We start from the raw sequence: 24,423 nt of genomic DNA on the forward strand, positions 1-24,423 counted from the left end.
GAGGCTGTCCCATAAGTAGATATTCTACTGGCGGAGACAGGCCCTCTGTGTTCTCAAAAGCTTAAAACGTCAACAGAGCAGCGATTCTCCCGTTATTGGAGAATCGCTGCTCTGCGTTTTTGGTCATTTACAGCTTGCTTCAATAGATTATGGGCGAGCGAAAGCCAGCCGACCTCCAGCGTCACTTTTTCGATGCCGCGAAGCAGAAATCGCCGGAAGCCCCGGTTGTTCTTCAGTTGTCCAAATACGCTTTCTGGCTCCGTCATTCGGCGTACGGATAAGAGATATCCTTCCTCGCTTTGCAGCGTTTCCCGAGCCTGCTTCTGGTACCGTAATCGTTCCAAGCTCACCACGACTTCCCGATTTCCCCTTGCCTTCGTGCAGCTTTCTTTTAGCGGACATCCTTCGCAGCTCTGACTTCGGTAATGACGCTTCCGAATTTCGTATCCGCTCTCTACGATTTCCTTACTCTCTTTGCGGAAATACAGCGTTTGTCCAGCCGTGCATATCCAGTGATCCTCGGCTTCGTTGTACATCCAGTTCTCCATCTTTCCGACATTCGCTTTCCAGGCTTTGCTCTTTTCCTTGTGGTAGCTGCCATATTTCACTACCGCCTGAATCTCTTTCTTTTCCAGGTAGGCGTAGTTTTCTTCGCTGCCGTAGCCGGCATCCGCAATTACGGTCTTTGGAAGTTTCCCAAGGATCTGCCTTGCTTTTTCCATGTGCGGTTGTAAACAGCGGGTGTCGGTCGCTCTTTGGTGTAGACTGTAGGCTAAAATAAACTGGTTTTCGGTCCCAATCTGTACATTGTAGCCTGGTTTCAGCTGGCCATTTCGCATGTGGTCTTCTTTCATTCGCATAAACGTCGCGTCTGAGTCTGTTTTACTGAAACTATTTCGGTCACCAAGCAGCTTTTGGTACTGCTCGTACTTTAGCAGCCGAGGAAGCAAATCCTTCCGTAGCCTCCGAACTGCCTTTTTTAGGGGCTTGTCTTTCGGTTTTAGGGCAAGCTGAGCTTCAAGCTTTTCCACGGCTTGTTCGAGTTTTACACTGCTCACTTCGAAACCTGTGCCGAGTTCAGCAAGATCTTTCCCTTGATTCTCTTGGTCTTCCTGCTCTTGTGCCGCTTCAATGTCAGCGAACAGGGCATGTACCTTTTCCTGCAGTTTGGCTTTGTGTTTGCTGACGGCTTTGCCCCACACAAACGTATAACGGTTAGCATTGGCCTCGATTTTGGTTCCGTCCACAAAGTACTGCTCCAAAGAAACGTATTTTTCGTCAGCCAGAAACTGAAGCACGGCGGTAAATACGGCTTCGAGAACGCTCTTCATCCGCTCGGAGCGGAAGCGGTTAAGGGTCCGAAAGTCTGGCCGCTGCCGTCCGGCGAGCCACATGAAGAGGATGTTCTCCCGGATGGATTTGGCGATTTGGCGGGAGGAATATATACGCTGAGTGTAGGCGTAAATGATGACTTTGGTAAGCATTTTAGGGTGATAGCTGTCACGGCCACCGCCAGGGTAGGCCGCGTCAAAAATGGCGTCGTCCAGCCGATTGACGGCCGCATTCACGACACGAACGAGGTGGTGTTCTGGAATATCTTCTTCCAGATCCATTGGCAAGCAAAGTTGGTCCATGGTATATTGAATGTACAAAAGAAACCCTCCTTTGAAATGGTTGCTCGACACTTCCATTTTACCAAAGAATGGTTTCTTTTTTTGTATTTTTAAAAGAATTGAAAATGATTCTCCCGCTTAAACAGTGGAGAGGACGGACTGATTGTGGAAAAGCGGTAGCGGTCGCCTTTGTCCCCGGATTTTCACCGCTTAGGAAAATAAATAAAATCTGGGGACAACAGCGATTGGAACAACGGTCCGTTCACGGAGCGTCCTCTCGAAGTGCCTAAGTATATCCTACTCTAAAACCAAAGGGTGTCCCAAGCAGCCATTTCATGGCTTTTGGGACACCCCCTTTTTTGTGTCTGTGCTTTTTGTGTCTGTGCTTTTTATGTCTGTACTATTTATGTTCGTACTTTCTTTGAGCCTGTACGTTATTATGACAATGACTGCTTCAGGCATGTTGACATTAAAATGAATAAGAGTTATTGTAGATATATATAATCTGTAATAAACTGAAAACAGCTTGCGAATTTCTCAAAAGCAGCGAACTATCAACGAATTAGTAACGAACTAGTAACGAACTATGCACTCCAGACGATGCTTTTTCTTGTGGCAACTACTCCAGACAAACGTATCCGTGTCCAGCAGCTGGCAGAGCGTCGTCAATAGATCTCCTCTACGTACCTATCTAAAATTCTGCCATGGGTCAAGTTCAGTGATTAAGGCCGAAGGGCGATGGAGACGTGTCTGAAGAACAAGAAGATGTCTGACTTGGCTAATTCCGTTAAGATTTCGCTGTAACAAGCGCTGTTTTCAAACCTATTTTTTTAATCGTATTAAGGATATAAAGAGTCTTTTAAATCTTTTAATTTATTATAGAGAAAGGAGAACTACAGAGATGACTATTTATGAAGAATGATTATTTTTTTGTTTGTATTACGGATATTGAGAGTCTTTTAAATCTATAAATAAATGAAAGGAGAAATGACCATGAGCAATAAAGAATGGTTCAATACAGCAAGCTGGGAGAAAGCGTGGAGGGAGGATGCGCATACAGCAGTCAACAGAATGAAGAGAGCCGGCATGGACCCGGCGCATGTGATGGATCAAAGGGCCAAGGCGTTCAATGAGCAGGCCTTTAGTGACGAAGGAAGGCGTAGAGCTAAGCGTATCATGAGCTGGCTGGAGCATCAGGGAGTGGTTTTTAAGGATGCTTCGATCCTGGACATTGGTGCTGCTTCTGGTGGCTTTACAGTACCTTTTGCCAAGGAGGGAGCCAAGGTTACAGCTGTAGAAACCTCATTACCGCTTATTGAACTGATGAAGGGAAATATATCGAGCCTCACAAGTGGAGCCGTAGAAATCGTAGCTGAGCCCTTTGAGCAAATCGACCTGCAGGCCAAAGGCTGGGAGAAGGCTTATGATCTTGTCTTTGTGTCTATGTGTCCGGTCCTCGTTGATTGGGAAAGTGTGGAGAGGGTGCTGAGCGTTGCTCGGAAATATTGCTATATGAGCTTGTCCGTCGGTCCTCACGAAAATAGTCTCATTGATGAGATATGGCCTTTAGTAAGTGATCAGCCGCGAGGCTCAGAGCATTTGGAGATGGCTTACCTGATAAATTTATTATTACTCAAGGGCTACGCCTATCAATCGCTAATTACCCGTGAGATAACGACGAAGACCGTATCCAGAGCAAAGGCCTTCGATGAAGCCATGACCAAGTTGTCGTTATTCGGGGTGTCGTGTGATGAACGGGTTCGTAACATCGTGTCTGATTACCTGGAGAAAGCGTACCCTTCAGATGAAGTAAGCATTCGTCAGGGAGGAAGATTCGGCAAAGTGCTCGTTCAGTTGGAGAGACAACACATGTACAGCAGCGATGAACAAATCTAACGGTATAGGGGATTAAAAAAATGAAATACGATTGTGTCATTATAGGCGGTGGCCCAGCAGGATTAAATGCAGCGTTAGTGCTTGGAAGAGCCAGACGTACAGTAGCGCTCATAGACCATGGTCGACCAAGGAATGCTGTAACTCATGCGTCACACGGTTTTATTACACGAGATGGTATTCAGCCCGCCGAGTTTCGACGGATTGCGTTGGAGGAAGTATTACAATATCCGACCGTTCATCATATCCAGGAGGAGGTAGTGGACATTCAGAGCTCGGAGCAAGGCTTTGATCTCCACACTGCTATAGGAGGACATATACAGGGACATAAGATCATTATGGCCGCGGGCTTACGTGAGGAGCTACCTGATATAGAAGGAGCCCAAGAATTTTATGGGAAAAGCCTCTTCAACTGCCCATTCTGCGATGGCTGGGAGCTGCGGGATCAACCGCTGGTCATTGTGTCAAACACAGGTGATGCGTTTCATCGGGCGAAGCTGCTGTTAAATTGGAGCCGAGACCTGATCGTATGCACGAGTGGTGGTCCTGCCTTGACACCTGAGCAAATCCAAGTCCTTGCTTTTAAAGGGGTCCGAACGATTGATACGCCTGTTGCCTCATTTTCGGGGCAAAATGGCATACTTGAACGAGTTCATTTTACAGATGGCAGTAGCGTTGAGCGTAGTGGGGGATTCCTGTCGCCTGCACTCATACCGAATCATGCTCATTTTGCTGATGCACTAGGCTATCAAATAGCCGAGAATGGGGCGGTAGTAACCGATCCGATGGGGAGAACGACTGTTCAGGGAATCTATGCAGCGGGCGACTCCGCCTATGTTATGCCTTCTCAATTGATTTATGCAGCCGCCTCTGGCAGCAAAGCAGCTATGGGCGTCGTAGCAGACCTAACGGAGGAACGATGGAAGGATCATGTTTGACGACTGTATGACGAATAATAGTTGGCATATGTAGATTAGGAGGTTATAGGGAGTCAGAGATAATGGGATATTGAAACTCTTGGGGTGAAGAGGTAAGGCGGGTCTCTCCACAAAAGAGCGGGTCGTACGTGTGTGTCAGTGCTGCGTATAACCCGCTTTGTTGTTGCATACAGAGAGATGGGTATCGTTGTTATCGTATTTAGTTATCGTGCTTAGTTATTGTATTTTAGTTGTCGGATGAATGAAGGCAGGGCTCTTGAATTTTCAGTATGAATTTTCAGTATCAGGTTAAAGTTCGCGTATCATGTTTTGCGTATGAGGTTGACTTAACGCTGTAAGAAGTCACACGCGGGATTCAGACTCCATAGCGTAATTGCGTCGTCCAACGCTTAATGAAAAGGCGAAGCAAAGGACAAGGACGAGGCACGCAAGCATATATGGATAATTAATATTGATATCGAACAAGAGACCAGCTACGATAGGCCCTGCAATGTTGCCAAGACTGGTGAAGGCCGAGTTCAGACCCGCAACATAGCCTTGCTCATCCTTCGCAAGCATGGACATCTGGGTACCAATGGCTGGACGCAGTATGTCGATCGCCAGAAAAACGATAAAGGTTACGGCAAAGATCAACCAGAAGGTATGAACAAATAAGGTGAGCAAAATGAACACGCCAGCAAAAAGAAGGCACAACAATATTACGCGTCTTGTACCGAAGCGATTCAGAATCCAACTGAAGGCGGTAGCCTGAATTACAGCTCCAGCGATGGAGCCGAATGTAATAATAAAAGCGATGTCTTTTGGTGAAAAGCCAAATTTATGATCCACGAACAGTCCAAATACAGTCTCAAAGTTCGCCAAGCCAAAAGACATCACGAATACGATGACCAGACTTAAGAAGTATGGCTCGCGGTAAGAGTTCATGAGCTGTGTAAGTAGATTGCTCCGCTGCTTCATCACAGCCGGTGTATGTGCATCTGCATCTGTAGCTTCTATCTTGGCAGGTAGTGATTCGCGTAGTGTGAACCAGGTAATGAATGCAGCGACCAATCCTGCGATGGCTGCCGTATAGAAAGGGACGCGTATGCCGAATTCTGCAATATACCCTCCAATGCCGGGTCCAATAATAAATCCTGTAGTAATGGATGCGTTAATAAAGCCCATTCCGGCCGCACGTTCTTCCTTGGTCGTAATGTCGGCCGCATAAGCCATAACCGCAGGCATAATCATGGCAGCACTTACTCCGCCCAGCATACGTGATACGAACAATAACACCGGAGAGGTCGCAATCCCGAATAACCACTCAGAGAAGGCAAAGATGAGCATACCGATGACAATCATGCGCTTTCTGCCCCAAATATCCGCTTGTCGACCTGCAAAGGGCGAGAAGAGAAACTGTGTTAACGAAAAGGTAGCGACCAAGAGGCCGATAATGCTCCCGCCGATACCCAGATCATTCATGAAAGTAGGCATAATGGGGATGATCAATCCGATTCCCGTAAAGACGAGAAACAGATTGAGCATTAGAATTAGCATAGACCCCCGATTTTTTAATAAGATAGACATGTTTATCCTCCTGTTAACTTTCCGAATACTGAATGTTCATTCTAAATTATGACCTGAGAAAGCTAAACCTGCGGCTCAGCAATTCCGTAAAGAAAAATATCCATAGCGAGACGGTAGAGCGCCTGTGACTCGTCCTGATCCATACCACGAGAGTGCTGGCTTAACCCATACAGCAGACTATCCATGATTACTGCCAGCCGGTTAAGATCCATATTCCGGAACTCTCCGCGCTCCATTCCTTTTTGCAGTAATTCCTCGTTAAAATGAACATAATTGGCTACGAGCTGCTGGATTCGTTCGTTCGCATCGGACATCTTCTCCGAATTGTTAAAGAATTCATCCGTGGCTTTGACAAGTGGCTGATTCAACTGCTCCTGCGATAAATACTCAGCCATAGCATATAGCTTCTCAGCTGTAGTAGCGTAAGAAGATTCCTTCGCGAGCCATTGCTGCTCCCATTCCTTATCAGATTCCTCGATCAAATGTAAAAAAAGCCCTTCTTTACTCTTGAAATGATAATAAATGTTCCCCGGACTGCAATTTGTCTCCTTGACTATGTCTTCAATGGAAGTGGCGTTGTATCCCTTTTGTATGAATAATGCACGGGCGGCATCAGCAATTCTCTTTTTGGTCTGCTCGCTCTGCAGTTGCTTTTTATTCATTAAGCTTCACCTCTAATCATGAATTACTATTTTCTCCGAGAACGGATGTCTTATGTCGAGAAAATAATACTGAACGCTGATTCAGTATTATAGTCCCTCATAGCGATATTAGCAAACCTTATATTTCATTCGATGCAGCTCATTAGGATAAAAAACGATTGACTTTTCTGCTGATATAGTGCTAATATATGAGAAGTGACTTGAAAGTTATTGAGTGTATAATGTCATAACGGGATGTAGCTCAGCTTGGTAGAGCACCTGGTTTGGGACCAGGGGGTCGCATGTTCAAATCGTGTCATCCCGATCATTTTTTCGAAGAGAATCGCTTAGGCGATTCTTTTTTTGTTGTTATTCTCTTAGATCTGTATAAATGAAAGTCCCATGGGTACAATAACGCAAAAAGCGGATAGAAGGGGATATCATTGAATCGAACAAGATTAAGGAGAAAAATACGGCAGCAGCTTAGATTCTGGAAAAAAGCCGTCTGGGTATTTATCGCAGTAGGGGCCGCTGCCTGGTGCTTGGCAGGTACAATGATGCCGCAGTATATGGAGCAATTGTTGACACGCCAGAACACCTCCACGGCTGTCATGGCAGTAGCCAGTATGGATGAAGGACAAGATACACAAGAGCTGCTTGGACTGGAGCAAAAAAAGCTCATTGATCATATTCGTGATTCAGGTCTTGAACGTGAAGTACACATGACAACAACATTTATTTGTGGGACAGAGACCACCAGAATGGGACAATTGAAGGCTGGCTCCATAGCTGAGCTGCTAGAGCAGCATCCGGACTGGCACGGTCGCTTGAATACCAAAGGAGAGCTCTGGGTTGAGAGACAGGTGGAAGACTTGTCCCCCTTGTGCAAGAAGCAGGCATACATGGGCATGAATAGGGAAGGGCAGTTAACGCTTTTCGAGGGACCTCCCAAGAAGGACAAGGTGATCCGAACATTTTTTCAGCTGGATATCGGCACCATGGAGACGAATTTGCCCGAGGGAGTATACCAGCAGCTTATGGATGGAATTCGGGTTCAAGACTTGCAGGAGTATTATAGTGTGTTATCAACCTTCAGCGATTTTGCAATCGAGCATACTAGGAAGGTTATGGGTCAGGAATTCTGAATGCAGGATCAGCCATCATAGAGGCTGGTCCTTTTTCGTATTACCAGGTCAGCCGGAAACTTCTGGTTGGCCTATTGTTTTGGCAGTTTTTGTTGCACCAATAGCAAGGGATTTAAGCCTCTAAACTTTTTCTCTCCACCCCCTAATCTTTTGTTATAATGAAATGAAACGATACATATGTTCGCTCTGGACGACAAGGGAGAGATGGTTTTTGCGTATTTTAGGGATCGACCCCGGTATAGCCATTGTCGGGTTCGGGTTGGTCGACAAGGTCGGGAGCAAGATTACGCCGGTGCAGTATGGCTCGATTCAGACAGAGGCACATACCCCCGATGAGGAGCGTCTGCTTCATGTGTATGAAGGTATGCTTCAGCTTATAGATCAGTACAAACCGGAAGCGGTAGCTTTCGAGAAACTGTTCTTCAACCGCAATGTAACGACAGCGATGTCGGTCAGTCAGGCTCGTGGGGTATTGATTCTCGCTGCGGCGCAGCGCGGGCTGCCGATTGCTGAATATACTCCAATGCAGGTCAAGCAGGCCATCGTCGGTTACGGTAAGGCAGAGAAGAAGCAGGTTCAGGAGATGGTGCGGATGTACCTGCGCCTGCAGGCTGTTCCCAAGCCGGATGATGTGGCGGATGCGCTCGCTGTAGCGATCTGCCATGCGCATTCTTATACACTTAATTCCAAGTTAAATGAGGTATTGCGAAAATGATTGATTTTCTACGAGGTCCTGTAGTTCATCTGGAAGGTGAATATGTAGTGCTGGATGTACAAGGCGTGGGCTACCGGGTGTTTTGCCCCAATCCCTATGCCTTTGCCAAGATGGATGGAGCAGTGACCGTATATATTCACCATCACGTCAGAGAGGACGCGATCCTGTTGTTCGGCTTCCCGACACGGGAGGAGCAACAGTTGTTTCGCAAGCTGATCGACGTCTCAGGTATCGGTCCGAAGGTAGCTTTGGGCATTCTGGGCGGTGGTACTCCTGCGCATGTGGTTAATGCGATCTATCAGGAGAATATTACATTCCTGACGAAGCTGCCAGGGATCGGGAAGAAGACGGCGCAGCGGATGATTCTGGATCTGAAGGACAAGCTGGATGGTATTGGTGCGGCAGCGATGGCAACAGGATTATTCGCACCGCCGGAGCTTGTGGAGACAGACAGCAGCGCTTGGGCGGAAGCAAGGGAAGCATTGAAGGGATTGGGCTATACGGATGCAGAGCTTGATCAGGCATGGAGCCGTATGAAGCAGGAGACTACAGCAGATGAGACTGCGGACGTGCTTGTCAAACGAGCGCTTAAGCTCCTGTATGCTGGCTAGAACAGAGCCTGTTAACAGGCATTCGTTATAGGATAAAGCCACCTGCTGTATAGGTGCAATGGGATACAGAGGAGCGATTAGTAATGGAAGACCGCTTAATATCAGCGAATCTTATGATGGAGGATCAGACCGTAGAGCTAAGTCTGCGTCCCCGGTTCCTGAATGAATATATTGGCCAGAATCAGGTCAAGGAAAATCTTAAAATTTATATAGAAGCTGCAAAAATGCGGTCCGAGGCGCTTGATCATGTCTTGCTGTACGGGCCTCCCGGGCTCGGTAAGACGACGCTTGCCAACATCATTGCGAATGAGTTGGGTGTGAATCTGCGTACTACCTCAGGTCCAGCGATTGAACGTCCAGGCGATCTGGCTGCATTGCTGACCAACCTGCAGGAAGGCGACGTGCTGTTCATTGATGAAATTCACCGTTTGCATCGGACGGTCGAGGAAGTCATGTACCCCGCAATGGAAGACTTTGCGCTGGATATTATGATCGGGAAAGGTCCCAGTGCGAGATCCGTAAGACTGGACCTTCCACCGTTCACACTGATAGGAGCAACGACGCGTGCAGGATTATTGTCGGCGCCCTTGCGGGACCGCTTCGGGGTTATTAGCCGCCTTGAATTCTACACGAAGGATGAATTGGCCTATATCGTATCCCGAGGCGCGGATATTCTTGGCATAGAGATTATTGGAAATGCTGCCGAAGAGATTGCACTCCGCTCACGTGGAACCCCGCGGATTGCAAATCGACTGCTGAAGCGGGTAAGAGACTTTGCCCAGGTACAAGGAGATGGCATCATACATGCTGACCTGGCTGAGGATGCCCTGCAGCGCTTACGCATTGATCCGCTTGGTCTGGATGATATTGATCACAAGATGCTGAAAGCCATGATCCATCAATTCCGAGGAGGGCCGGTTGGCCTGGATACGATAGCAGCTACCATCGGAGAAGAGAGTCAGACCATAGAGGATGTGTATGAGCCTTATCTGTTGCAGGTAGGATTGCTGCAGCGCACTCCACGCGGCAGAGTAGCTACACCGTCGGCTTATGCTCATCTGGGTATTCCGATGCCTGATGTGAACGGCTAGCTAATTTTTAGCTATAGACAGTGATTGACAGGGCTCGCCGCTTGTAGCGGATCAACACTCATAATTGATCTGGCTCAAGATACTGACGATAAGCGATAAGTGTTAAGGAGGAGTAACGTGTACAGAGGTATTTACAAGAAGATTGCGTGTGCCGCAATGGGACTGACTGTAATGATGACAAGTGGCATTGTGCAGTCCCCGTCATTTGCTGCAGAGGCAGACCAGACCATTCGCGTAGCGATGTATGCGGACTTGGGAAGTACTTATAAATCAACGATACCTGCCGTTACCCTGAAATCAGGTGATAGCTGGACTATCGGCCAGGATACAGGTGACAGTCACCGGCCGTGGCTATTCCTTTCTCCAGGTCAGACGATAAAATTCAGTGTGGATGGCTACAGGGTCAAGGTGCTGGAGACCACTAACTTCGCTACGGCCTCAGCAGCAGCCAAGGCTCTGCAAGCAACGAGCGATAAGCCTTTCATTATTCAGGGTTCGAAGAATGGACGGGTAGTGTATCAGGTATATACAGGTATGTATGCCAGTGAACAGGCTGCTTCCTCAGCTGCTGCGAGAACTGCCACTACAGCTGCTGCCCAACTGGGTGAACAAATGCCTGTAGTGGCGGGTAATAAATATTTGTCCGCAGGCAGCTTCGTCAGCGAGCAGGAGGCGAATCTGACTCGTGCTACTATTAATGCAGCCGGATATGATGCGTTCACTGTATTGCAGTCCGGGGATCGTTATTCGGTCTGGATTGGAGAGGCCGCGAGTGAGTCCCAATTGTCAGGAGTTCGAGCGGAGGTTAGAGATGTCGTACCCGGTCTGACCTGGAGTCCTGCCAATATGAGTGAGCCTGCTATCCTAATCAGACAGGATGCAGGTCTTGGAGCGAGCGCGCAGACCGTTCGTCATTACATGCTCAGTGGACCAGAATCCGCCAAACTGACTGTACAGACTAGCGGCGAGAGCATCCAGGTTGTAGAGCGCTCAGCTAGAAGCTATCGTGGTGATTTCGAGATCAGCAAGCAATCCGGTCAGCTCGCTCTAGTCAATGTACTGGCCGTAGAACAATATCTGTATTCTGTGGTAGGGGCAGAGGTACCAGCCTCATGGCCAGCCGAGTCGTTGAAAGCACAGGCTGTTGCGGCGAGAAGCTATGCACTATTTCAGAACAACAAGTTCAAGATCGCAGACGTAGTCGACACCACGCTAAGTCAAGCCTATAACGGTGTCGCCTCGGAAAGCTCCAGTGTGAACCGTGCTGTGGATGCTACAACAGGTGAGGTGCTGAAGAGCGGCGACAAGATCATTGAAGCAGTGTTTTCCTCCAACGCAGGAGGCATGACGGCTGATCCATCTGAAGTATGGAACGGAGGCGGGACGTTGTTTGCCAGCGTGGAGAGCCCAGGAGATGCCTCCGCCAATAGCGATGGCTTCATGTGGTATCACGTGCTGCTAGACAATGGGAAGACAGGGTACGTTCGCGAGGATAATGCCAGGATGCTTGAGGGTGTCACAACCGCTGGACTGTCCCAAATGACAGTGACTGCTGACAAAACCAATGTGCGCCCGATTCCACAGATTCAGTCTGGAGTGGCAGCTGTGGCACAGATGGTTCCGGGAGAGGCGGCAGTAGTGCTGGACAAGGTGCCAGGCTCAGGTACGTATTCCTGGGTCAGAGGCCCATATACCTCAGCAGAGGTTCTTAAATTCTTGAACGGCAAGGTGTCCAGCTCTCTTCCTTCAGCGATTCAGTTCCTGGATGTAACCAAGCGTGGGCCTTCGGGGCGCGTATTAGAGGTACAGGCGAACGGTCAGACCTTGTCCGTCAAGTATCCGGATCAATTCCGATCAGCATTCGGTGGCTTACCGAGCACGAAATTTGATATTAGCGGGACCGGAAGCTATACTGTATTAGGCGCTGGAGGCGTAAAGGGAAATGTTAGCGGCGCCGACGGGGCAGCTATCATGTCTGCAAGCGGCAGTTCCCGTGCTGCAAGCTCCAATCTGGTCATCATGAATGGAGAACGACAGGCGCGAGTCGTTGATCGAAATGAAGGCTTCCTATTCACTGGACAAGGCAATGGCCATGGGCTGGGTCTGTCACAGTGGGGAGCTAAAGGAATGGCAGATGAAGGGTATGATTACAGGGATATTCTGCAACACTATTACCAGAATGTATCTATAGTTAAGGAATGACAACCACACATGGATGTAAACTTATATGATTTTCATTTACCGGAGCAGCTAATTGCTCAGACTCCATTACTGGAGCGCAGTTCCTCCAGATTGTTAACCCTCAACAAGGACACAGGAGAGATCAGCCATCATACTTTTACAGCTATCCTCGATTACCTGAAGGCTGGAGATACGCTTGTACTGAATGATACACGTGTATTGCCCGCCCGCTTGTTCGGGGTCAAGGAGGATACGGGAGCAAAGGCAGAGGTACTTCTGCTGAAGAATACAGAGGGAGACTGCTGGGAGGCACTTGTCAAGCCAGGCAAAAGATTGCACAAAGGTGCAGTCATCGTATTCAGTGATGAGCTTAAGGCAGAGATTGTCGAAGAAGGGGAGTCTGGTGCGCGAATTCTGTCGTTCTCTTACGATGGAGTATTCAACGAGATTCTTGATCGCTTGGGCCAGATGCCACTGCCACCCTATATTAAGGAGAAGCTTGAAGATCGCGAGCGCTACCAGACTGTATACGCGAAGCATGAGGGATCAGCCGCAGCTCCTACAGCTGGACTTCATTTTACCGAGGAGCTATTGGAGCAGGTTCGTGCAAAGGGAGTCGAGATTGCTTTTGTGACCCTGCATGTGGGACTTGGGACCTTCCGACCGATGTCGGTGGATGTCGTCGAGGATCATGTTATGCATGAGGAGTTCTATCAGCTGTCTGAGGAGACGGCTCAGATCTTGAATGAGACCAAAGCACGTGGCGGACGTATTATTGCCGTGGGTACGACGAGCTGCCGGACCCTGGAGACGGTAGGCAATGAGTTGAAGGGTGCACCTTTCAAAGCCAGCAGTGGCTGGACCCAGATTTTTATGTATCCAGGCTACGAGTTCAAGGTCGTCGATGCATTGATTACGAATTTTCATCTGCCAAAGTCCACGCTGGTGATGCTAGTTAGCGCTCTGGCAGGCAGAGAACGAATCATGGCAGCATACCAGGAAGCGATTGATCAGAAATATCGGTTTTTCAGCTTCGGTGATGCCATGTTTATTTATTGAGCGGAGGAATGTTACGCATGTCAGCAGCAATAACCTATGAACACATTAAGACCTGTAAGCAATCAGGAGCCCGTCTTGGTCGGGTTCATACGCCTCATGGGGTCATTGAGACGCCGACATTTATGCCTGTGGGAACACAAGCTACTGTCAAGACGATGAGTCCCGAAGAGCTGAAGCAGATGGATGCGCAGATCATTCTGAGCAACACCTATCATTTGTTCCTGCGTCCCGGCCATGATATTGTTCGTGAGGCGGGTGGCCTGCACAAATTCATGAACTGGGATCGACCCATCCTGACCGACAGTGGAGGGTTTCAAGTCTTCTCTCTTAGTGAAATGCGCAAGATTACGGAGGAAGGGGTACATTTCCGTTCTCATCTCAATGGGGATAAGAAGTTTTTATCGCCTGAGGTGGCCATGGAGATACAAAATTCGCTAGGCTCCGACATCATGATGGCTTTTGACGAATGTCCGCCTTATCCTGCCGAATATGAATATGTAAAAAAGTCTCTGGAACGCACCAGCCGCTGGGCCGAGCGTTGTCTGGAAAGCCATGCTCGTCCACATGATCAAGGGCTGTTCGCCATCGTTCAGGGTGGTATGCATGAGGATTTACGTAAGCAGAGCGCAGCTGATTTGACTTCCATGGATTTCCCGGGGTATGCTATTGGTGGACTGAGTGTAGGCGAGCCCAAGCATTTGATGTATGAGGTGCTGGACTATACGGTTCCGCTCCTGCCTTTTGGTAAGCCGAGATACTTAATGGGTGTAGGCTCTCCCGATGCATTGATTGAAGGTGCTATCCGTGGAGTGGATATGTTCGATTGCGTATTGCCGACACGCATTGCACGTAACGGGACCTTGATGACGAGTCAGGGAAGACTTGTTATTCGGAATGCGCAGTTTGCCCGTGATTTTGGTCCAGTGGACCCGACTTGCGACTGCTATACGTGCCGCAACTATTCGCGTGCCTATTTACGACATCTGATCAAAGCTGACGAGACATTCGGATTGCGGCTTACGACCTACCATAACCTACATTTCTTGCTCAATCTTATGAGAGATGTAAGGCAGGCCATCATGGATGACCGACTGTTGGACTTCAGAGATGAGTTCTTTGCGCAATATGGTCTGCATGAGAATTCCAGGGGTTTCTAGATGACAAGAAGTGAATGCAATCTTTAAGTTGTAATATAGTTCATGAAAGGGGGGAAACTATACATGATGCAATTTGCTACGGCCACAGCCGGTCAAGGGCAAGGCGGGCTTTTGGGTCTTATTTTGCCATTCGTCCTGATGTTTGCTATCTTCTACTTCTTGTTGATTCGCCCACAGCAGAAGAAACAGAAGCAGCGTACTTCGATGCTGAATGCCTTGGATAAAGGTGATAAGGTGGTTACGATTGGAGGCCTTCACGGTACAATCGTAGACATCACCGATGATATTGTCATTCTGCGTGTAAACGATGTCACCAAGCTGACATTCGATCGTAGTGCGATCAGCGGCAAGGTTACAACTGGTGAGAAGGTTGCTGAGGTATCCAAATAATACTTAGCCTCCATAGATATACATAAACAGCGATGACCTGTCTTCAGGAGCATCGCTGTTTGCGTTTTCGCTATAGTGATATTACTCAGGATTGAGAATGGCTCATGTTCACACCAATCATGCCTCCAACCGCCCCAATGCAGAAGGCAACAGCCATATGCAGCATGTCCTGCAAGCCCACAGCGGCATCCAGTGCCAAAAAGCCCACTAGCAGTACAATGACCCCATACAGCAGCGCTGTTAATCCACCCTGATACCATCCCTTCTGACCAGATCGCTTACCTGACATGAACCCACCAGCAAATAAGGATATCCCGTGCACGAGATACGTGTATAACGACAAATCCTGCTCCTTCAAATGAGTCAGCCATAGTAGGGTCGATAAGATCAGAGAACCAATCAGCATCCAAATGAAGGCATGAAGAACACCTGAGAGAAGGGGGTGAGACATGCGTGCTGATGACCAGCGGCGGATGGTTTCCATTTCAATTCCTCCTATTTCATGTTTTCCATTAATTAAGCTTCTGTCCTCCGAATGACCTGCTATAGGCAGGGTGAGAATAGCATTACGCCTGTCAAATTCATGTGAATACAGGAATGAGGAGGGTCATGATGCTTGATCACATATTGAACCATATTTTTCGCACCTTGCTGATGTATGTAGTGATGTATGCATTAATGCGGATGATGGGTAAAAGAGAGATTGGCAAGCTGTCCATCTTCGATCTGATTATCTCGTTCATGATGGCTGAGATCGCCGTGCTGGTGCTGGAAGATCTCAAGCGGCCATTGTATGACGGAATTATACCTTTGGTAGTGTTAGTGGTCCTGCAGATCGGCATGGCCTACATCACTCTGAAGAGCCGTAAGCTTCGTATATGGTTTGAGGGGAAGCCCAATGTTCTTGTACAGAATGGCAAGCTGAATCGTGAAGAGATGGCTAGCCAGCGCTACAATCTGGATGATCTGATGCTTCAGCTAAGAGAGCAGCAGATTGATGATCTGGCCAAGGTCGAATTCGCAATCCTTGAGACATCCGGCAAGTTAACCGTCATACCTAAGGAAGAGAGCAATGCTGGCGGAAATCAAGGCGCTGTCCAGAGCCCACGACGTTCCAAAGCACTTTCCAATCAGCGACTAGCTGAGAAGATGGATATCAAGCAGCGTAGTGAGACCATACATCAATTCAGATATGAGGGCTTGCCAATTCCGCTCATTATGGATGGTAAGGTCCAGGATGAAAATCTGGAGCGTCTAGGCAAGACGAGATTCTGGCTGAAGGATCAGCTGAAGCAGCAAGGATATAAGGATTTCAAGGAAGTGTTCCTTTGCTCCATGGACCATAACGGAAAGCTGTTCATTAGCTCAGGGACCTAGCCATCGTCGCAGCAGAGGAAAACGATGCAGGTTCTTCCAGCGTATCATGCGGCACAAGGTCATGATCAGGAGATAAAGCAGCATCCCCAGTGCGGAAGAGCTCACGAATTGAAGCCAGATCACCTCCTCGAAGGGGAGTCGTTGATACGAAAGCATCAGACCCGCCGCCATAATGACCATACCTACCGCAGTCTTGCCGATATCCTTAAGCTGAATTCGGAATTGCAATAGTCTGCGTACACTATGAGCGTGCATGATGGTGACAGCCGCACTGTTGATGCAGATGGCCATGACCGCACCATAGATTCCGTAGTCTGGATTGGAGGCGAGCAGTACGATCAACGCGATCTTGATGGCAGCACCTACGGCAGTATTAATGAGGGCCTGACCCGGGCGATCGAGCGCTTGCAGTGCTGCCTGTAAGGGAGATTGAATGTAGATAAAAAGGGCGAATGGAGCCATGACCTTGAGCATGGCCGCAATGTCGGTCTGCTTATAAAGCAGCATACACAGTGGCTCTGCCAGAACATACATGATGACAGCAAAGGGTGCACCAGCGACAAGTGACAATCGAATGGCCTGATGAAGCCTTTTGTGAATTGTAGAGATGTTCCCCTGTGCTGCAGCCTCAGACAAGGAAGGGACGAGCGATACTGCCAGCGACGTGGTGAGCGCGCCAGGCAACAGCAGAATTGGAATAATCATCCCTTGCAGAGCCCCGTATTGGGAAGTAGCCACGACAGTCGCGATCCCCGCAAATGCAAGACAACGCATCAGCACGATGGATTCCAGCAAATAAGAGAAGGAGCCTACAAGTCTGCTTGCTGTTACTGGAATGGAAAGCTTCATCAGCGGCCGGAAAATGGGGGGCTGGGATACTCCCTTGACGATAGCAGGCGTATCTGCCTGTGGTTGATGGTGATGTCTGCTATATTGCCATAACAGCACAAACATCCCTGCCAATTCCCCGACCATCGTTCCAAGCATCGCACCTGCCGCGCCGAAGGCTAGTCCTTTGGGGAGCAGCAAATATGAGAACCAGATGACGCAAAAAATGCGAATCAGGCTTTCGGCAACAGATGAGGCGGCCGAAGGGATCATATTTTGCTTTCCTTGAAAATATCCGCGATATACGGAAGATACGGCGATAATGACCAGCATGGGGCTCATACTTACAAATGTGTAGTACACTCGGTTGTCCGTTAAAATATGTGTCGTTATCCATGAGGCAAAAACAAGGCATAGCACTAGCATCAGCAAGCCAAAGGCCAGAGTGAAGCGCAGGCTGATATTCAGAATTCGCTTGGATCTGTCCGGCATACCAGCGCTCTCTGCTTCAGCTACCAGCTTGGCGACAGCTAGTGGAATTCCACCTGTAATGAGCGTAACCAGCACGATAAAAAATGGATATCCTTGCTGATACAGCCCCACTCCCTCTGCTCCGATAATGCGGGGCAGAGCAATGCGGGGAATAAAACCGAGCAGTCGGTTGATAATGCCCGCAGCCAAGAGAATGATGGCGCCTTGGATAAATGTTTGCTTTTTCAACCGCAACTCCCTCTTCCGTCCATTTTGAACTGCTCCGGTACTGTAACGAGCGGTTATTAACATGGATATGCAATACCTGTCCGATTTCATGACTGCTTGACCAGCAGAATAAATGGTTTTGGTCTGCCCTTTGTTTGAGTGGAGGTAACATATGCTATTGACGTGGAGCTGGAATCAAGCTATTGTTTGCTTGGACAGGTACGTGCAGGTAATACGTATGTGCTTCGTGCAGCTTCGATAGTGAAGCTCGCAGACGGTCGTATGCACAAGGGAGGAGGCGCGTAGTAATGACGGAGGAATTGAATGAGCAGGATTGGGAAGAAGCGATTGAGATGCTGTGTCAGAGCAAGGCTGAAGAGCTTCGATTGGTAGGATACGAGTACGTTACAAGCCAGGATGTATGGGATTGTATCAGTAGCGGGTACGAGAAAGAAGGAGTTCCCCCTTTGCATAAGCTAGTGAATGATATCCTTTCCCTCAAGGCCACCAAATTCATGAACTTTTTGACCATGTCCGCGCTCCGTGGATCCTCTTTCGAATAGAAAGCGGGTCTTTTTTGTGTGTAAATTGACTGTGTTTTACAGGGTAGCTATAATAGGAATATTGAGAATGAAGGGGGAACAAGGGACGACATGAAGAGAGTTTTAAGTTTCATCTTGGTCGTACTCATTACTACTGGGGTTATGATTGGGACGAGCCCAGGCTTGCTGAACAGTCTAAAATTAGGCCTCGATCTTAAGGGAGGCTTTGAAATTTTATATGAAGCGGAGCCTCTGGAAGCTGGACAAACTGTTACCCGTCAATCTCTGATTCAGACAGCACAAAGTCTGGAACGCAGAATTAATGCGCTGGGAACGACTGAACCTGAGATTACAACAGAAGGTACGAATCGGATTCGGGTAAGACTCGCAGGGGTCACGAATGAATCTGAAGTACGTGAGCTGCTCAAGAAACCGGCGGATCTGACTTTCCGCAGTGCGGCAGAGGGAGATGCACCTGGCACGTACAGCAAGATTGAGCTGCGCGGGAATGACTTTGTCGAGAATGCAGCTACCGTGTACAGCAACAACATTAACCAACCAGAGATTAGCATCAAGGTAAAGGATAAAGAAAAGTTTGCTGAAATTACACAGCGTTTAATCGGAAAACCATTGGCTATCTATCTGGATGAGGAGCTGCTGTCTGCTCCCGAAGTACGACAAGCATTGACGGATGGTAGCGCCTCGATTAGCGGTAACTATACGCGTGACGAAGCGAACCAATTGGCTGATACGATCAACCTGGGTGCTCTCCCGTTGAAATTGACGGAGAAATACTCTCAGAGTGTGGGTGCAACACTTGGTCAGATCTCATTGGAGCAGACGATTCGTGCAGGTCTGATCGGTTCTGTCATTATTCTGATCTTTATGGTTGCTATGTATCGTGTGCCAGGCTTAATTGCCAGCTTCTGTCTCATTGTGCACACATGGCTCGTACTGGCTATTTTCTATCTAGGGGATTTTGTATTGACTCTTCCAGGTATCGCAGCCTTCGTGCTGGGGATCGGGATGGCGGTCGATGCGAATATTATCACCTATGAACGTATCAAAGAAGAGATGCTCACAGGCAAATCCATTCGTTCTTCGATGATTGCTGGTGGTAAGCATTCCTTCCGGACCGTAATGGATGCTAACATTACGACCATGATCGCAGCTGGGGTCATGTTCTTCCTGGGTACAGGCTCAGTTAGAGGCTTTGCTCTCGTATTGATCGTGGACATTGTTGTGAGTATCCTGACGAATATCTACTTCTCCCGTTTCTTGCTGAATCTCCTGATTAAGGCGGATGCCATCAAGAAGCCGAAATACTTCGGAGTGAAGGAGAGTGACATTCGTGCGCTTTAATTGGAAATGGGATTATATTAAGCACAGCAAAATTTTTATTATAGCTTCTATTGTCATCACCTTGGCAGGGATTTTATTTGGTTCCATTTTTGGTCTGAACTACGGAGTAGATTTCCGCTCTGGTACCAATATGGATATCAATATGACCAAGCAGGTTAGTCAGGCTGAGATTCAATCGTTACTAGCTGAGCAGGGAATCGATGAAGAGATTGATTTCCGCCCCGGTAATGAGCGGGTCAGTATCCGATTTGCCAACAACTTGACAGATCAACAGGTGAATAAGATCCAGACAGCGTTCCATGAAAAGCTGGATCCAAGTGCAGCCTTTGAGGTCAACACAGTAGATGCCGAAATGGCTAAAGAGCTTGAGCGCAATGCGATGCTCGCTGTTCTGATCGCTTGTGTGGCAATCGCTATCTATGTATCTATCCGTTTCGAATGGCGCTTTGCCATTGCGGCCATTGTATCGCTGCTGCATGATGCTATTCTCGTCATTGCCGTGTTTTCCATCTTCCAGTTGGAGATTGGGCTTATCTTTATCACTGCGATACTGACGATCATCGGCTTCTCAATTAACGATACAATCGTGGTATTTGACCGGATTCGTGAGAATGCGCGCTTCACGAAGAAGAAATCTCCAGACTCTTTGAAGGAGATTGTAAATAACAGTATTGCCCAGACGATGACACGTACACTCGCAACTGTATTTACCGTATTTGTTGCTGCTGTGTGTCTGTTAATCTTCGGTGGAGCATCGATTCGCATGTTCTCACTGGCAATGACTATTGGTTTGCTCTTTGGTGCGTATTCTTCGATATTCATCGCTGCACCGCTCTGGCTGGCTCTGAAAGTCAGACAAAAGCCAGCTTCTACTGCTAGCAAGGCATAGATCGTTTCGGAGCAACTTGATTAGCACGTAATATTGATGTTTCTGTGGAGCCGCGTCCAGCTTTGGCGCGGCTTCATAATCTTACAAAGTAGTAGGACAAGGGTGCATACCATCTTATGGCGGCACCCATTTCTTCTTGTAGAGCAAAGTAAGTAGTGCCCGGAGCTTGGAATCAATCCGGGGTAAGCTACGGTCTGGATGGAAATGAGAGGAGATTTGTAGTGAACAGCAAACGGAGTCTGTCAGCTGAGAGAGTGTACTGGTCGTCCATGATCGGAAATTTGGGGCTGGCTCTTCTGAAGGGGATTGTAGGCTATTTTTCCAATAGCAAGGCTTTATTGGGAGATGCGCTGTATGCAGCATCCGATGCAGCGTCCGCTTTGTCGCAGCGTTTTTCTTTCCGCGAGAAGCAAGGTATGGGAGTCAGATCTCAATCACAAGAAGCAAGAGGGCCAGCGGTGTCGGTTGTTTTTGCCATTCTACTCATTATGAGTGCATTGCAGTTGGCTGTCAGTTCAGTGATGTCGATGGCCGGATCTGAGCCGACAGCACCTCGACTATACGTGCTTGTGGTCGCCTTTGCAGCTTTGGTGCTGAAGGAAAGTCTTTTTCAATACGAATACCGTCATATTAAAAAAATAGATAAGCAGCAGGCTCAAAAGAATGTCGGAGAGCATCGTTTCTCTCTGTATTGCTCTTTGACGGCTCTGCTTGGGATGATTGGTGCAATGGCTGGGAATGCCCTGAATTTCGGCTGGCTTCTGTATATGGACGCAGCAGCGGGGCTGCTGATCTCCTGTTTTGTGCTGCGCAAGGGCTATGGATTAATTGTACAATCCGTATATGGACCGAGAGTACGTGAGCTTGGCGCTCATGAGCTGCAGCAATATATGGAGACGATCCAGCGGGTTCACGGAATTGTAACAGTGGAGAGCCTTAAAGCGATGGCCCAAGCTAAGACGGTCAGCATCCATGTCATGATTAGCGTCGGGCCACGGATCACGGTTCAGGATGCACAGGAGATTGCAGACCGAGCTAAATTGTTGCTATTAAGTCGCTTTACTCAGGTTACGGATGTGACTATTCATTTCACCCCATATCATTCAAGCTATCCATACAAGTCTAATTATGAGCTGCCGGAGAGTCATACCCCATCCATTATCCAGTAGCGCTCCAGGGGAAGGAAGGTAAGGTGAACGGAAAGTGCTGCACGCTCAATATCAATGGAAATTACCCAATACGAACACGGATGAGGCGGGCCTGTTAGCTAAGGACTGCGGGATATCTCCCCTCTTGGCGGGCCTGCTCTTGAATAGAGGGATTCATACCTCTTCGGCAGCCCACAGGTTCTTATACGAAGCTGAGGACATCCAGCATGATCCTTTCCTGCTGTCAGGCTTGCAAGAAGCCGTGTCGCGTATTCGGCAAGCGTTGGAGCAGGGAGAACATATCTTGGTCTATGGAGATTACGATGCGGACGGGGTGTCCAGTACTTCCTTGATGATTCAATTGATGCGCAAGCTTGAGGCATCCTTTGATTTCTATATCCCACATCGCACCAATGAAGGCTATGGTCTGCATAATCATGTCCTGGATTGGGCCCAGCAACAGGGAGTTACGCTAGTTATTACGGTAGATACGGGGATTAGCGCGGTTGACCAGATTGCTTATGCTCGTACCTTGGGAATAGATGTCATCGTAACAGACCATCATGAGCCACCAGAGGTGCTGCCCGATGCCTATACGCTGGTGAATCCCAAAATTCCAACCTGTACATATCCCTTCAAGGGATTGGCGGGTGTCGGAGTGGCTCTTAAGCTCGCACAGGGACTTCTGGGAGAGGAAGTCCCTGAGGAATGGCTGCAAATTGCTGCGGTTGGCACCGTAGCTGATCTCATGCCCCTTCACGATGAGAACCGCTCGATTGTGCGAAGAGGAGTTGCTTCTATGCGTGTGGATACGCTTATAGGCATCAAGGCATTACTCGGGGTCGCCGGTGTGCAGCCGGACCAAGTGACCTCCACCAATATTGCATTCTCGTTGGCACCACGCATTAATGCGGCAGGCAGAATGGAGCACGCCGGCAAGGCTGTAGCTCTGATGACGGCAGATAGCCCTGACGAGGCAGATCGGATCGCTTATGAACTGGATTTGCTGAATAAGGAACGGCAGCAGCTGGTCAATCGGATCTATGATGAAGCTGTTGCTATGCTGGAAGAGAAGATACAGGACAAGGAGCTTCCCTCTGTCATCGTGCTGGCAGGAGAAGGCTGGAATCCGGGAGTCATCGGCATCGTAGCGTCCCGTATTCTGGATCGCTATTACAGGCCAACGATTATATTAGGCATTGATTCGGAGACGGGGATGTGCAAGGGTTCTGCCCGCTCCATTCCTGAATTCGACATCTACACTGCATTAACGACCTGTCGGGAATGGATGGACCATTTCGGTGGACATCATTCTGCCGCAGGAATGAGCCTTCACCGTGAGCAACTGCAGAAGTTCGATGAGCAGTTGAATGTATACGCCAGTCAAGAGCTACAGGCTGAACAGCTGGTTCAGTCTGTTGCAGCAGATGGGAATTGCCGGCTTGCAGAGCTGAATCTGGAGGCTGTGGAGCAATTGGAGCAATTACAGCCCTTTGGAATGGACAATCCTGCTCCTACATTCGTATTACCGCAGTTGAAGCTGCGGGAGGCACGGAAGATGGGGAAGGAAAAGAATCATTTGAAGCTCATTCTGGAGCAGGACGGTCGTACATTGGATGCGGTAGCTTTTGGCCGAGGCGAACTGGCTGACTATCTGGAGCCTGGCCAGGCGGTGGATGTATTAGGCGAGCTATCCATCAATGAATGGAATGGCAGAAGGACAGTTCAACTGATGCTGAAGGACTTAAGAGCGCATGGGTTTCAAATTTTTGATTTCCGTGGTCAATCGAACCCCTTGGCCGTGTTTGAACGATGCGTGCGCAATGTTCACCCTGGGCTGGAGAACAGCAGGTCCTATGCTATTACGATGCGCAGCAATTCCTCGGTGTACCAGCCCGATGCAATGAACAAAGATAGTATCTGGATATATGATCAGCAGGAGGGGGTACGGCCCTATGGGGACGGGGAGCGCAAGCTAACCGCTATAGCCCCTTCGGAGGTACGCTCGCTATTTCTGCTCGATCCTCCGGAAAGTGCAGAGCAAATGCGGAGATTGCGTACTGTCTTTTCCAATGTGGACAATATCTTCGTGCTGCATGCCACGCACTCCTTCCAAGGTCGCTTGCAGATTCCGAGTAGAGAGCAGTTCAAGCGCATCTATGTCCAGCTAAGGGCTTTGGGGCCAGGCCCCTTGGAGGAGCAGAAGATTCTGCCTACACTCAGTAGACAGACATCCTGCTCTGTAAGAATGCTGACAGGGATGCTTGATGTATTCCAAGAGCTAGGCTTTGTGATGAGAGCGGATGGCCAGCTCAGTATTGTTGCGAATCCCCCTAAGCAAGATTTGACGACATCCAGCAGATATCAGGAGCTGCACCAGGGGGCTGAAATGGAGCAAATGCTGCTGGATGCAGAGACGGGACAACTCACGAATTGGATGAAAGCTGTGCTCAAAGGAGCTTCTTAGAACGATTTTACAGTTTGAAGCTTGATTTTGAACACGTTCGCGGTACAATGTAAAAGCGGATGAATTGGCAGAGGTTGTGCCAGCTTAGCTGCTTAAGATTAGAATCATGAG

21 protein-coding genes and 1 tRNA gene are annotated in these 24,423 nt (G+C 48.6%); 17 read left to right on the forward strand and 5 right to left on the reverse strand.

The genetic code is table 11. The annotated features are described in order from the left end of the window. Positions 1 to 92: 92 nt before the first annotated feature. Positions 93 to 1,652 carry an IS1182 family transposase gene (locus K331_RS0108285; protein ID WP_028589927.1) on the reverse strand — a complete coding sequence of 520 codons (1,560 nt, stop codon included), beginning with the start codon at positions 1,650 to 1,652 and terminating at the stop codon, positions 93 to 95. Between the two features lie 954 nt (positions 1,653 to 2,606). Between K331_RS0108285 and K331_RS0108290 the strand changes: the two genes are divergently transcribed. Further along, on the forward strand, positions 2,607 to 3,509 hold the full coding sequence (locus K331_RS0108290) for a class I SAM-dependent methyltransferase (RefSeq protein ID WP_028589928.1): 903 nt from the start codon (positions 2,607 to 2,609) through the stop codon (positions 3,507 to 3,509). A gap of 20 nt (positions 3,510 to 3,529) precedes the next feature. Then, on the forward strand, positions 3,530 to 4,444 hold the full coding sequence (locus tag K331_RS0108295) for an NAD(P)/FAD-dependent oxidoreductase (RefSeq protein WP_028589929.1): 915 nt from the start codon (positions 3,530 to 3,532) through the stop codon (positions 4,442 to 4,444). A 342-nt stretch (positions 4,445 to 4,786) separates the two neighbouring features. On the opposite strand, the gene K331_RS0108300 is transcribed toward K331_RS0108295, so the two are convergent. Both K331_RS0108300 and K331_RS0108305 read right to left on the reverse strand, forming a co-directional pair. Then, positions 4,787 to 6,010 carry an MFS transporter gene (locus tag K331_RS0108300; protein WP_028589930.1) on the reverse strand — a complete coding sequence of 408 codons (1,224 nt, stop codon included), beginning with the start codon at positions 6,008 to 6,010 and terminating at the stop codon, positions 4,787 to 4,789. 62 nt (positions 6,011 to 6,072) lie between these two features. Beyond that, entirely contained in the window at positions 6,073 to 6,672 is a 600-nt protein-coding gene (locus K331_RS0108305; protein WP_028589931.1) for a TetR/AcrR family transcriptional regulator, read from the reverse strand. A gap of 230 nt (positions 6,673 to 6,902) precedes the next feature. Here K331_RS0108305 and K331_RS0108310 point away from each other — a divergent pair. The 9 genes from K331_RS0108310 (at position 6,903) to yajC (ending at position 15,000) form a co-directional block, all read left to right on the forward strand. Beyond that, a tRNA-Pro gene (locus K331_RS0108310) sits at positions 6,903 to 6,976 on the forward strand. A 118-nt stretch (positions 6,977 to 7,094) separates the two neighbouring features. Further along, on the forward strand, positions 7,095 to 7,796 hold the full coding sequence (locus K331_RS0108315) for a BofC C-terminal domain-containing protein (RefSeq protein WP_028589932.1): 702 nt from the start codon (positions 7,095 to 7,097) through the stop codon (positions 7,794 to 7,796). Between the two features lie 211 nt (positions 7,797 to 8,007). Continuing rightward, positions 8,008 to 8,511: a crossover junction endodeoxyribonuclease RuvC gene (gene ruvC / locus K331_RS0108320; protein WP_018887732.1), complete on the forward strand. Its 504-nt coding sequence runs from the start codon at positions 8,008 to 8,010 to the stop codon at positions 8,509 to 8,511. Beyond that, positions 8,508 to 9,122 carry a Holliday junction branch migration protein RuvA gene (gene ruvA / locus K331_RS0108325; protein ID WP_018887733.1) on the forward strand — a complete coding sequence of 205 codons (615 nt, stop codon included), beginning with the start codon at positions 8,508 to 8,510 and terminating at the stop codon, positions 9,120 to 9,122. The genes ruvC and ruvA overlap by 4 nt, the downstream gene beginning before the upstream one ends. An 83-nt stretch (positions 9,123 to 9,205) precedes the next feature. After that, complete coding sequence (ruvB, locus tag K331_RS0108330; RefSeq protein ID WP_018887734.1) at positions 9,206 to 10,213, forward strand: Holliday junction branch migration DNA helicase RuvB; 1,008 nt, start codon at positions 9,206 to 9,208, stop codon at positions 10,211 to 10,213. 156 nt (positions 10,214 to 10,369) lie between these two features. Continuing rightward, complete coding sequence (locus K331_RS0108335) at positions 10,370 to 12,415, forward strand: SpoIID/LytB domain-containing protein (RefSeq protein ID WP_051289747.1); 2,046 nt, start codon at positions 10,370 to 10,372, stop codon at positions 12,413 to 12,415. Between the two features lie 9 nt (positions 12,416 to 12,424). Then, complete coding sequence (queA, locus tag K331_RS0108340) at positions 12,425 to 13,453, forward strand: tRNA preQ1(34) S-adenosylmethionine ribosyltransferase-isomerase QueA (RefSeq protein WP_028589934.1); 1,029 nt, start codon at positions 12,425 to 12,427, stop codon at positions 13,451 to 13,453. A 17-nt stretch (positions 13,454 to 13,470) separates the two neighbouring features. Further along, positions 13,471 to 14,610, forward strand: a complete 1,140-nt coding sequence (gene tgt, locus K331_RS0108345) for a tRNA guanosine(34) transglycosylase Tgt (RefSeq protein WP_018887737.1) — start codon at positions 13,471 to 13,473, stop codon at positions 14,608 to 14,610. Positions 14,611 to 14,673: 63 nt separating this feature from the next. Then, a complete protein-coding gene (gene yajC, locus K331_RS0108350; protein WP_028589935.1) occupies positions 14,674 to 15,000 on the forward strand; it encodes a preprotein translocase subunit YajC in 327 nt (108 codons plus the stop codon). Positions 15,001 to 15,085: 85 nt separating this feature from the next. Here the strand turns inward: yajC and K331_RS0108355 are convergent, their stop codons facing one another. Next, positions 15,086 to 15,484 (reverse strand): TIGR04086 family membrane protein, encoded by a 399-nt coding sequence (locus tag K331_RS0108355; RefSeq protein WP_028589936.1) that lies wholly within the window; start codon positions 15,482 to 15,484, stop codon positions 15,086 to 15,088. Positions 15,485 to 15,612: 128 nt separating this feature from the next. On the opposite strand from K331_RS0108355, the gene K331_RS0108360 reads away from it, so the two are divergent. Next, a complete protein-coding gene (locus tag K331_RS0108360; RefSeq protein WP_028589937.1) occupies positions 15,613 to 16,377 on the forward strand; it encodes a DUF421 domain-containing protein in 765 nt (254 codons plus the stop codon). On the opposite strand, the gene spoVB is transcribed toward K331_RS0108360, so the two are convergent. Continuing rightward, positions 16,366 to 17,925: a stage V sporulation protein B gene (spoVB, locus tag K331_RS0108365; RefSeq protein WP_028589938.1), complete on the reverse strand. Its 1,560-nt coding sequence runs from the start codon at positions 17,923 to 17,925 to the stop codon at positions 16,366 to 16,368. The genes K331_RS0108360 and spoVB overlap by 12 nt on opposite strands. Before the next feature lie 287 nt (positions 17,926 to 18,212). On the opposite strand from spoVB, the gene K331_RS0108375 reads away from it, so the two are divergent. The 5 genes from K331_RS0108375 to recJ all read left to right on the forward strand — a co-directional run bounded on the left by K331_RS0108375 (position 18,213) and on the right by recJ (position 24,312). Beyond that, the gene (locus K331_RS0108375; RefSeq protein WP_018887743.1) at positions 18,213 to 18,467 is read left to right on the forward strand and encodes a post-transcriptional regulator; all 255 of its coding nucleotides are present in this window, start codon (positions 18,213 to 18,215) and stop codon (positions 18,465 to 18,467) included. A 90-nt stretch (positions 18,468 to 18,557) separates the two neighbouring features. After that, on the forward strand, positions 18,558 to 19,808 hold the full coding sequence (secD, locus tag K331_RS29120) for a protein translocase subunit SecD (RefSeq protein WP_036634458.1): 1,251 nt from the start codon (positions 18,558 to 18,560) through the stop codon (positions 19,806 to 19,808). Continuing rightward, positions 19,798 to 20,697 carry a protein translocase subunit SecF gene (secF, locus tag K331_RS29125; protein ID WP_036634461.1) on the forward strand — a complete coding sequence of 300 codons (900 nt, stop codon included), beginning with the start codon at positions 19,798 to 19,800 and terminating at the stop codon, positions 20,695 to 20,697. The genes secD and secF overlap by 11 nt, the downstream gene beginning before the upstream one ends. Positions 20,698 to 20,918: 221 nt before the next feature. Further along, on the forward strand, positions 20,919 to 21,866 hold the full coding sequence (locus K331_RS0108385; RefSeq protein WP_028589939.1) for a cation diffusion facilitator family transporter: 948 nt from the start codon (positions 20,919 to 20,921) through the stop codon (positions 21,864 to 21,866). Between the two features lie 34 nt (positions 21,867 to 21,900). Further along, positions 21,901 to 24,312, forward strand: a complete 2,412-nt coding sequence (gene recJ / locus K331_RS0108390; RefSeq protein ID WP_028589940.1) for a single-stranded-DNA-specific exonuclease RecJ — start codon at positions 21,901 to 21,903, stop codon at positions 24,310 to 24,312. Positions 24,313 to 24,423 lie beyond the last annotated feature (111 nt).

The organism is Paenibacillus massiliensis subsp. panacisoli DSM 21345, assembly GCF_000426545.1.
In the GTDB taxonomy this organism is placed as follows: Bacteria; Bacillota; Bacilli; order Paenibacillales; family Paenibacillaceae; genus Paenibacillus; species Paenibacillus panacisoli.

Excerpts from the sequence above, each read along its gene's own strand:
- K331_RS0108375 (WP_018887743.1), top strand. The coding sequence starts at position 18,213 with ATGACGGAGGAATTGAATGAGCAGGATTGGGAAGAAGCGATTGAGATG.
- ruvA (WP_018887733.1), top strand. The coding sequence starts at position 8,508 with ATGATTGATTTTCTACGAGGTCCTGTAGTTCATCTGGAAGGTGAATAT.
- tgt (WP_018887737.1), top strand. The coding sequence starts at position 13,471 with ATGTCAGCAGCAATAACCTATGAACACATTAAGACCTGTAAGCAATCA.
- K331_RS0108335 (WP_051289747.1), top strand. The coding sequence starts at position 10,370 with ATGGGACTGACTGTAATGATGACAAGTGGCATTGTGCAGTCCCCGTCA.
- K331_RS0108290 (WP_028589928.1), top strand. The coding sequence starts at position 2,607 with ATGAGCAATAAAGAATGGTTCAATACAGCAAGCTGGGAGAAAGCGTGG.
- K331_RS0108360 (WP_028589937.1), top strand. The coding sequence starts at position 15,613 with ATGCTTGATCACATATTGAACCATATTTTTCGCACCTTGCTGATGTAT.
- K331_RS0108300 (WP_028589930.1), bottom strand. The coding sequence starts at position 6,010 with ATGTCTATCTTATTAAAAAATCGGGGGTCTATGCTAATTCTAATGCTC.
- K331_RS0108295 (WP_028589929.1), top strand. The coding sequence starts at position 3,530 with ATGAAATACGATTGTGTCATTATAGGCGGTGGCCCAGCAGGATTAAAT.
- K331_RS0108305 (WP_028589931.1), bottom strand. The coding sequence starts at position 6,672 with ATGAATAAAAAGCAACTGCAGAGCGAGCAGACCAAAAAGAGAATTGCT.
- queA (WP_028589934.1), top strand. The coding sequence starts at position 12,425 with ATGGATGTAAACTTATATGATTTTCATTTACCGGAGCAGCTAATTGCT.
- ruvB (WP_018887734.1), top strand. The coding sequence starts at position 9,206 with ATGGAAGACCGCTTAATATCAGCGAATCTTATGATGGAGGATCAGACC.
- yajC (WP_028589935.1), top strand. The coding sequence starts at position 14,674 with ATGATGCAATTTGCTACGGCCACAGCCGGTCAAGGGCAAGGCGGGCTT.
- K331_RS0108355 (WP_028589936.1), bottom strand. The coding sequence starts at position 15,484 with ATGGAAACCATCCGCCGCTGGTCATCAGCACGCATGTCTCACCCCCTT.
- secD (WP_036634458.1), top strand. The coding sequence starts at position 18,558 with ATGAAGAGAGTTTTAAGTTTCATCTTGGTCGTACTCATTACTACTGGG.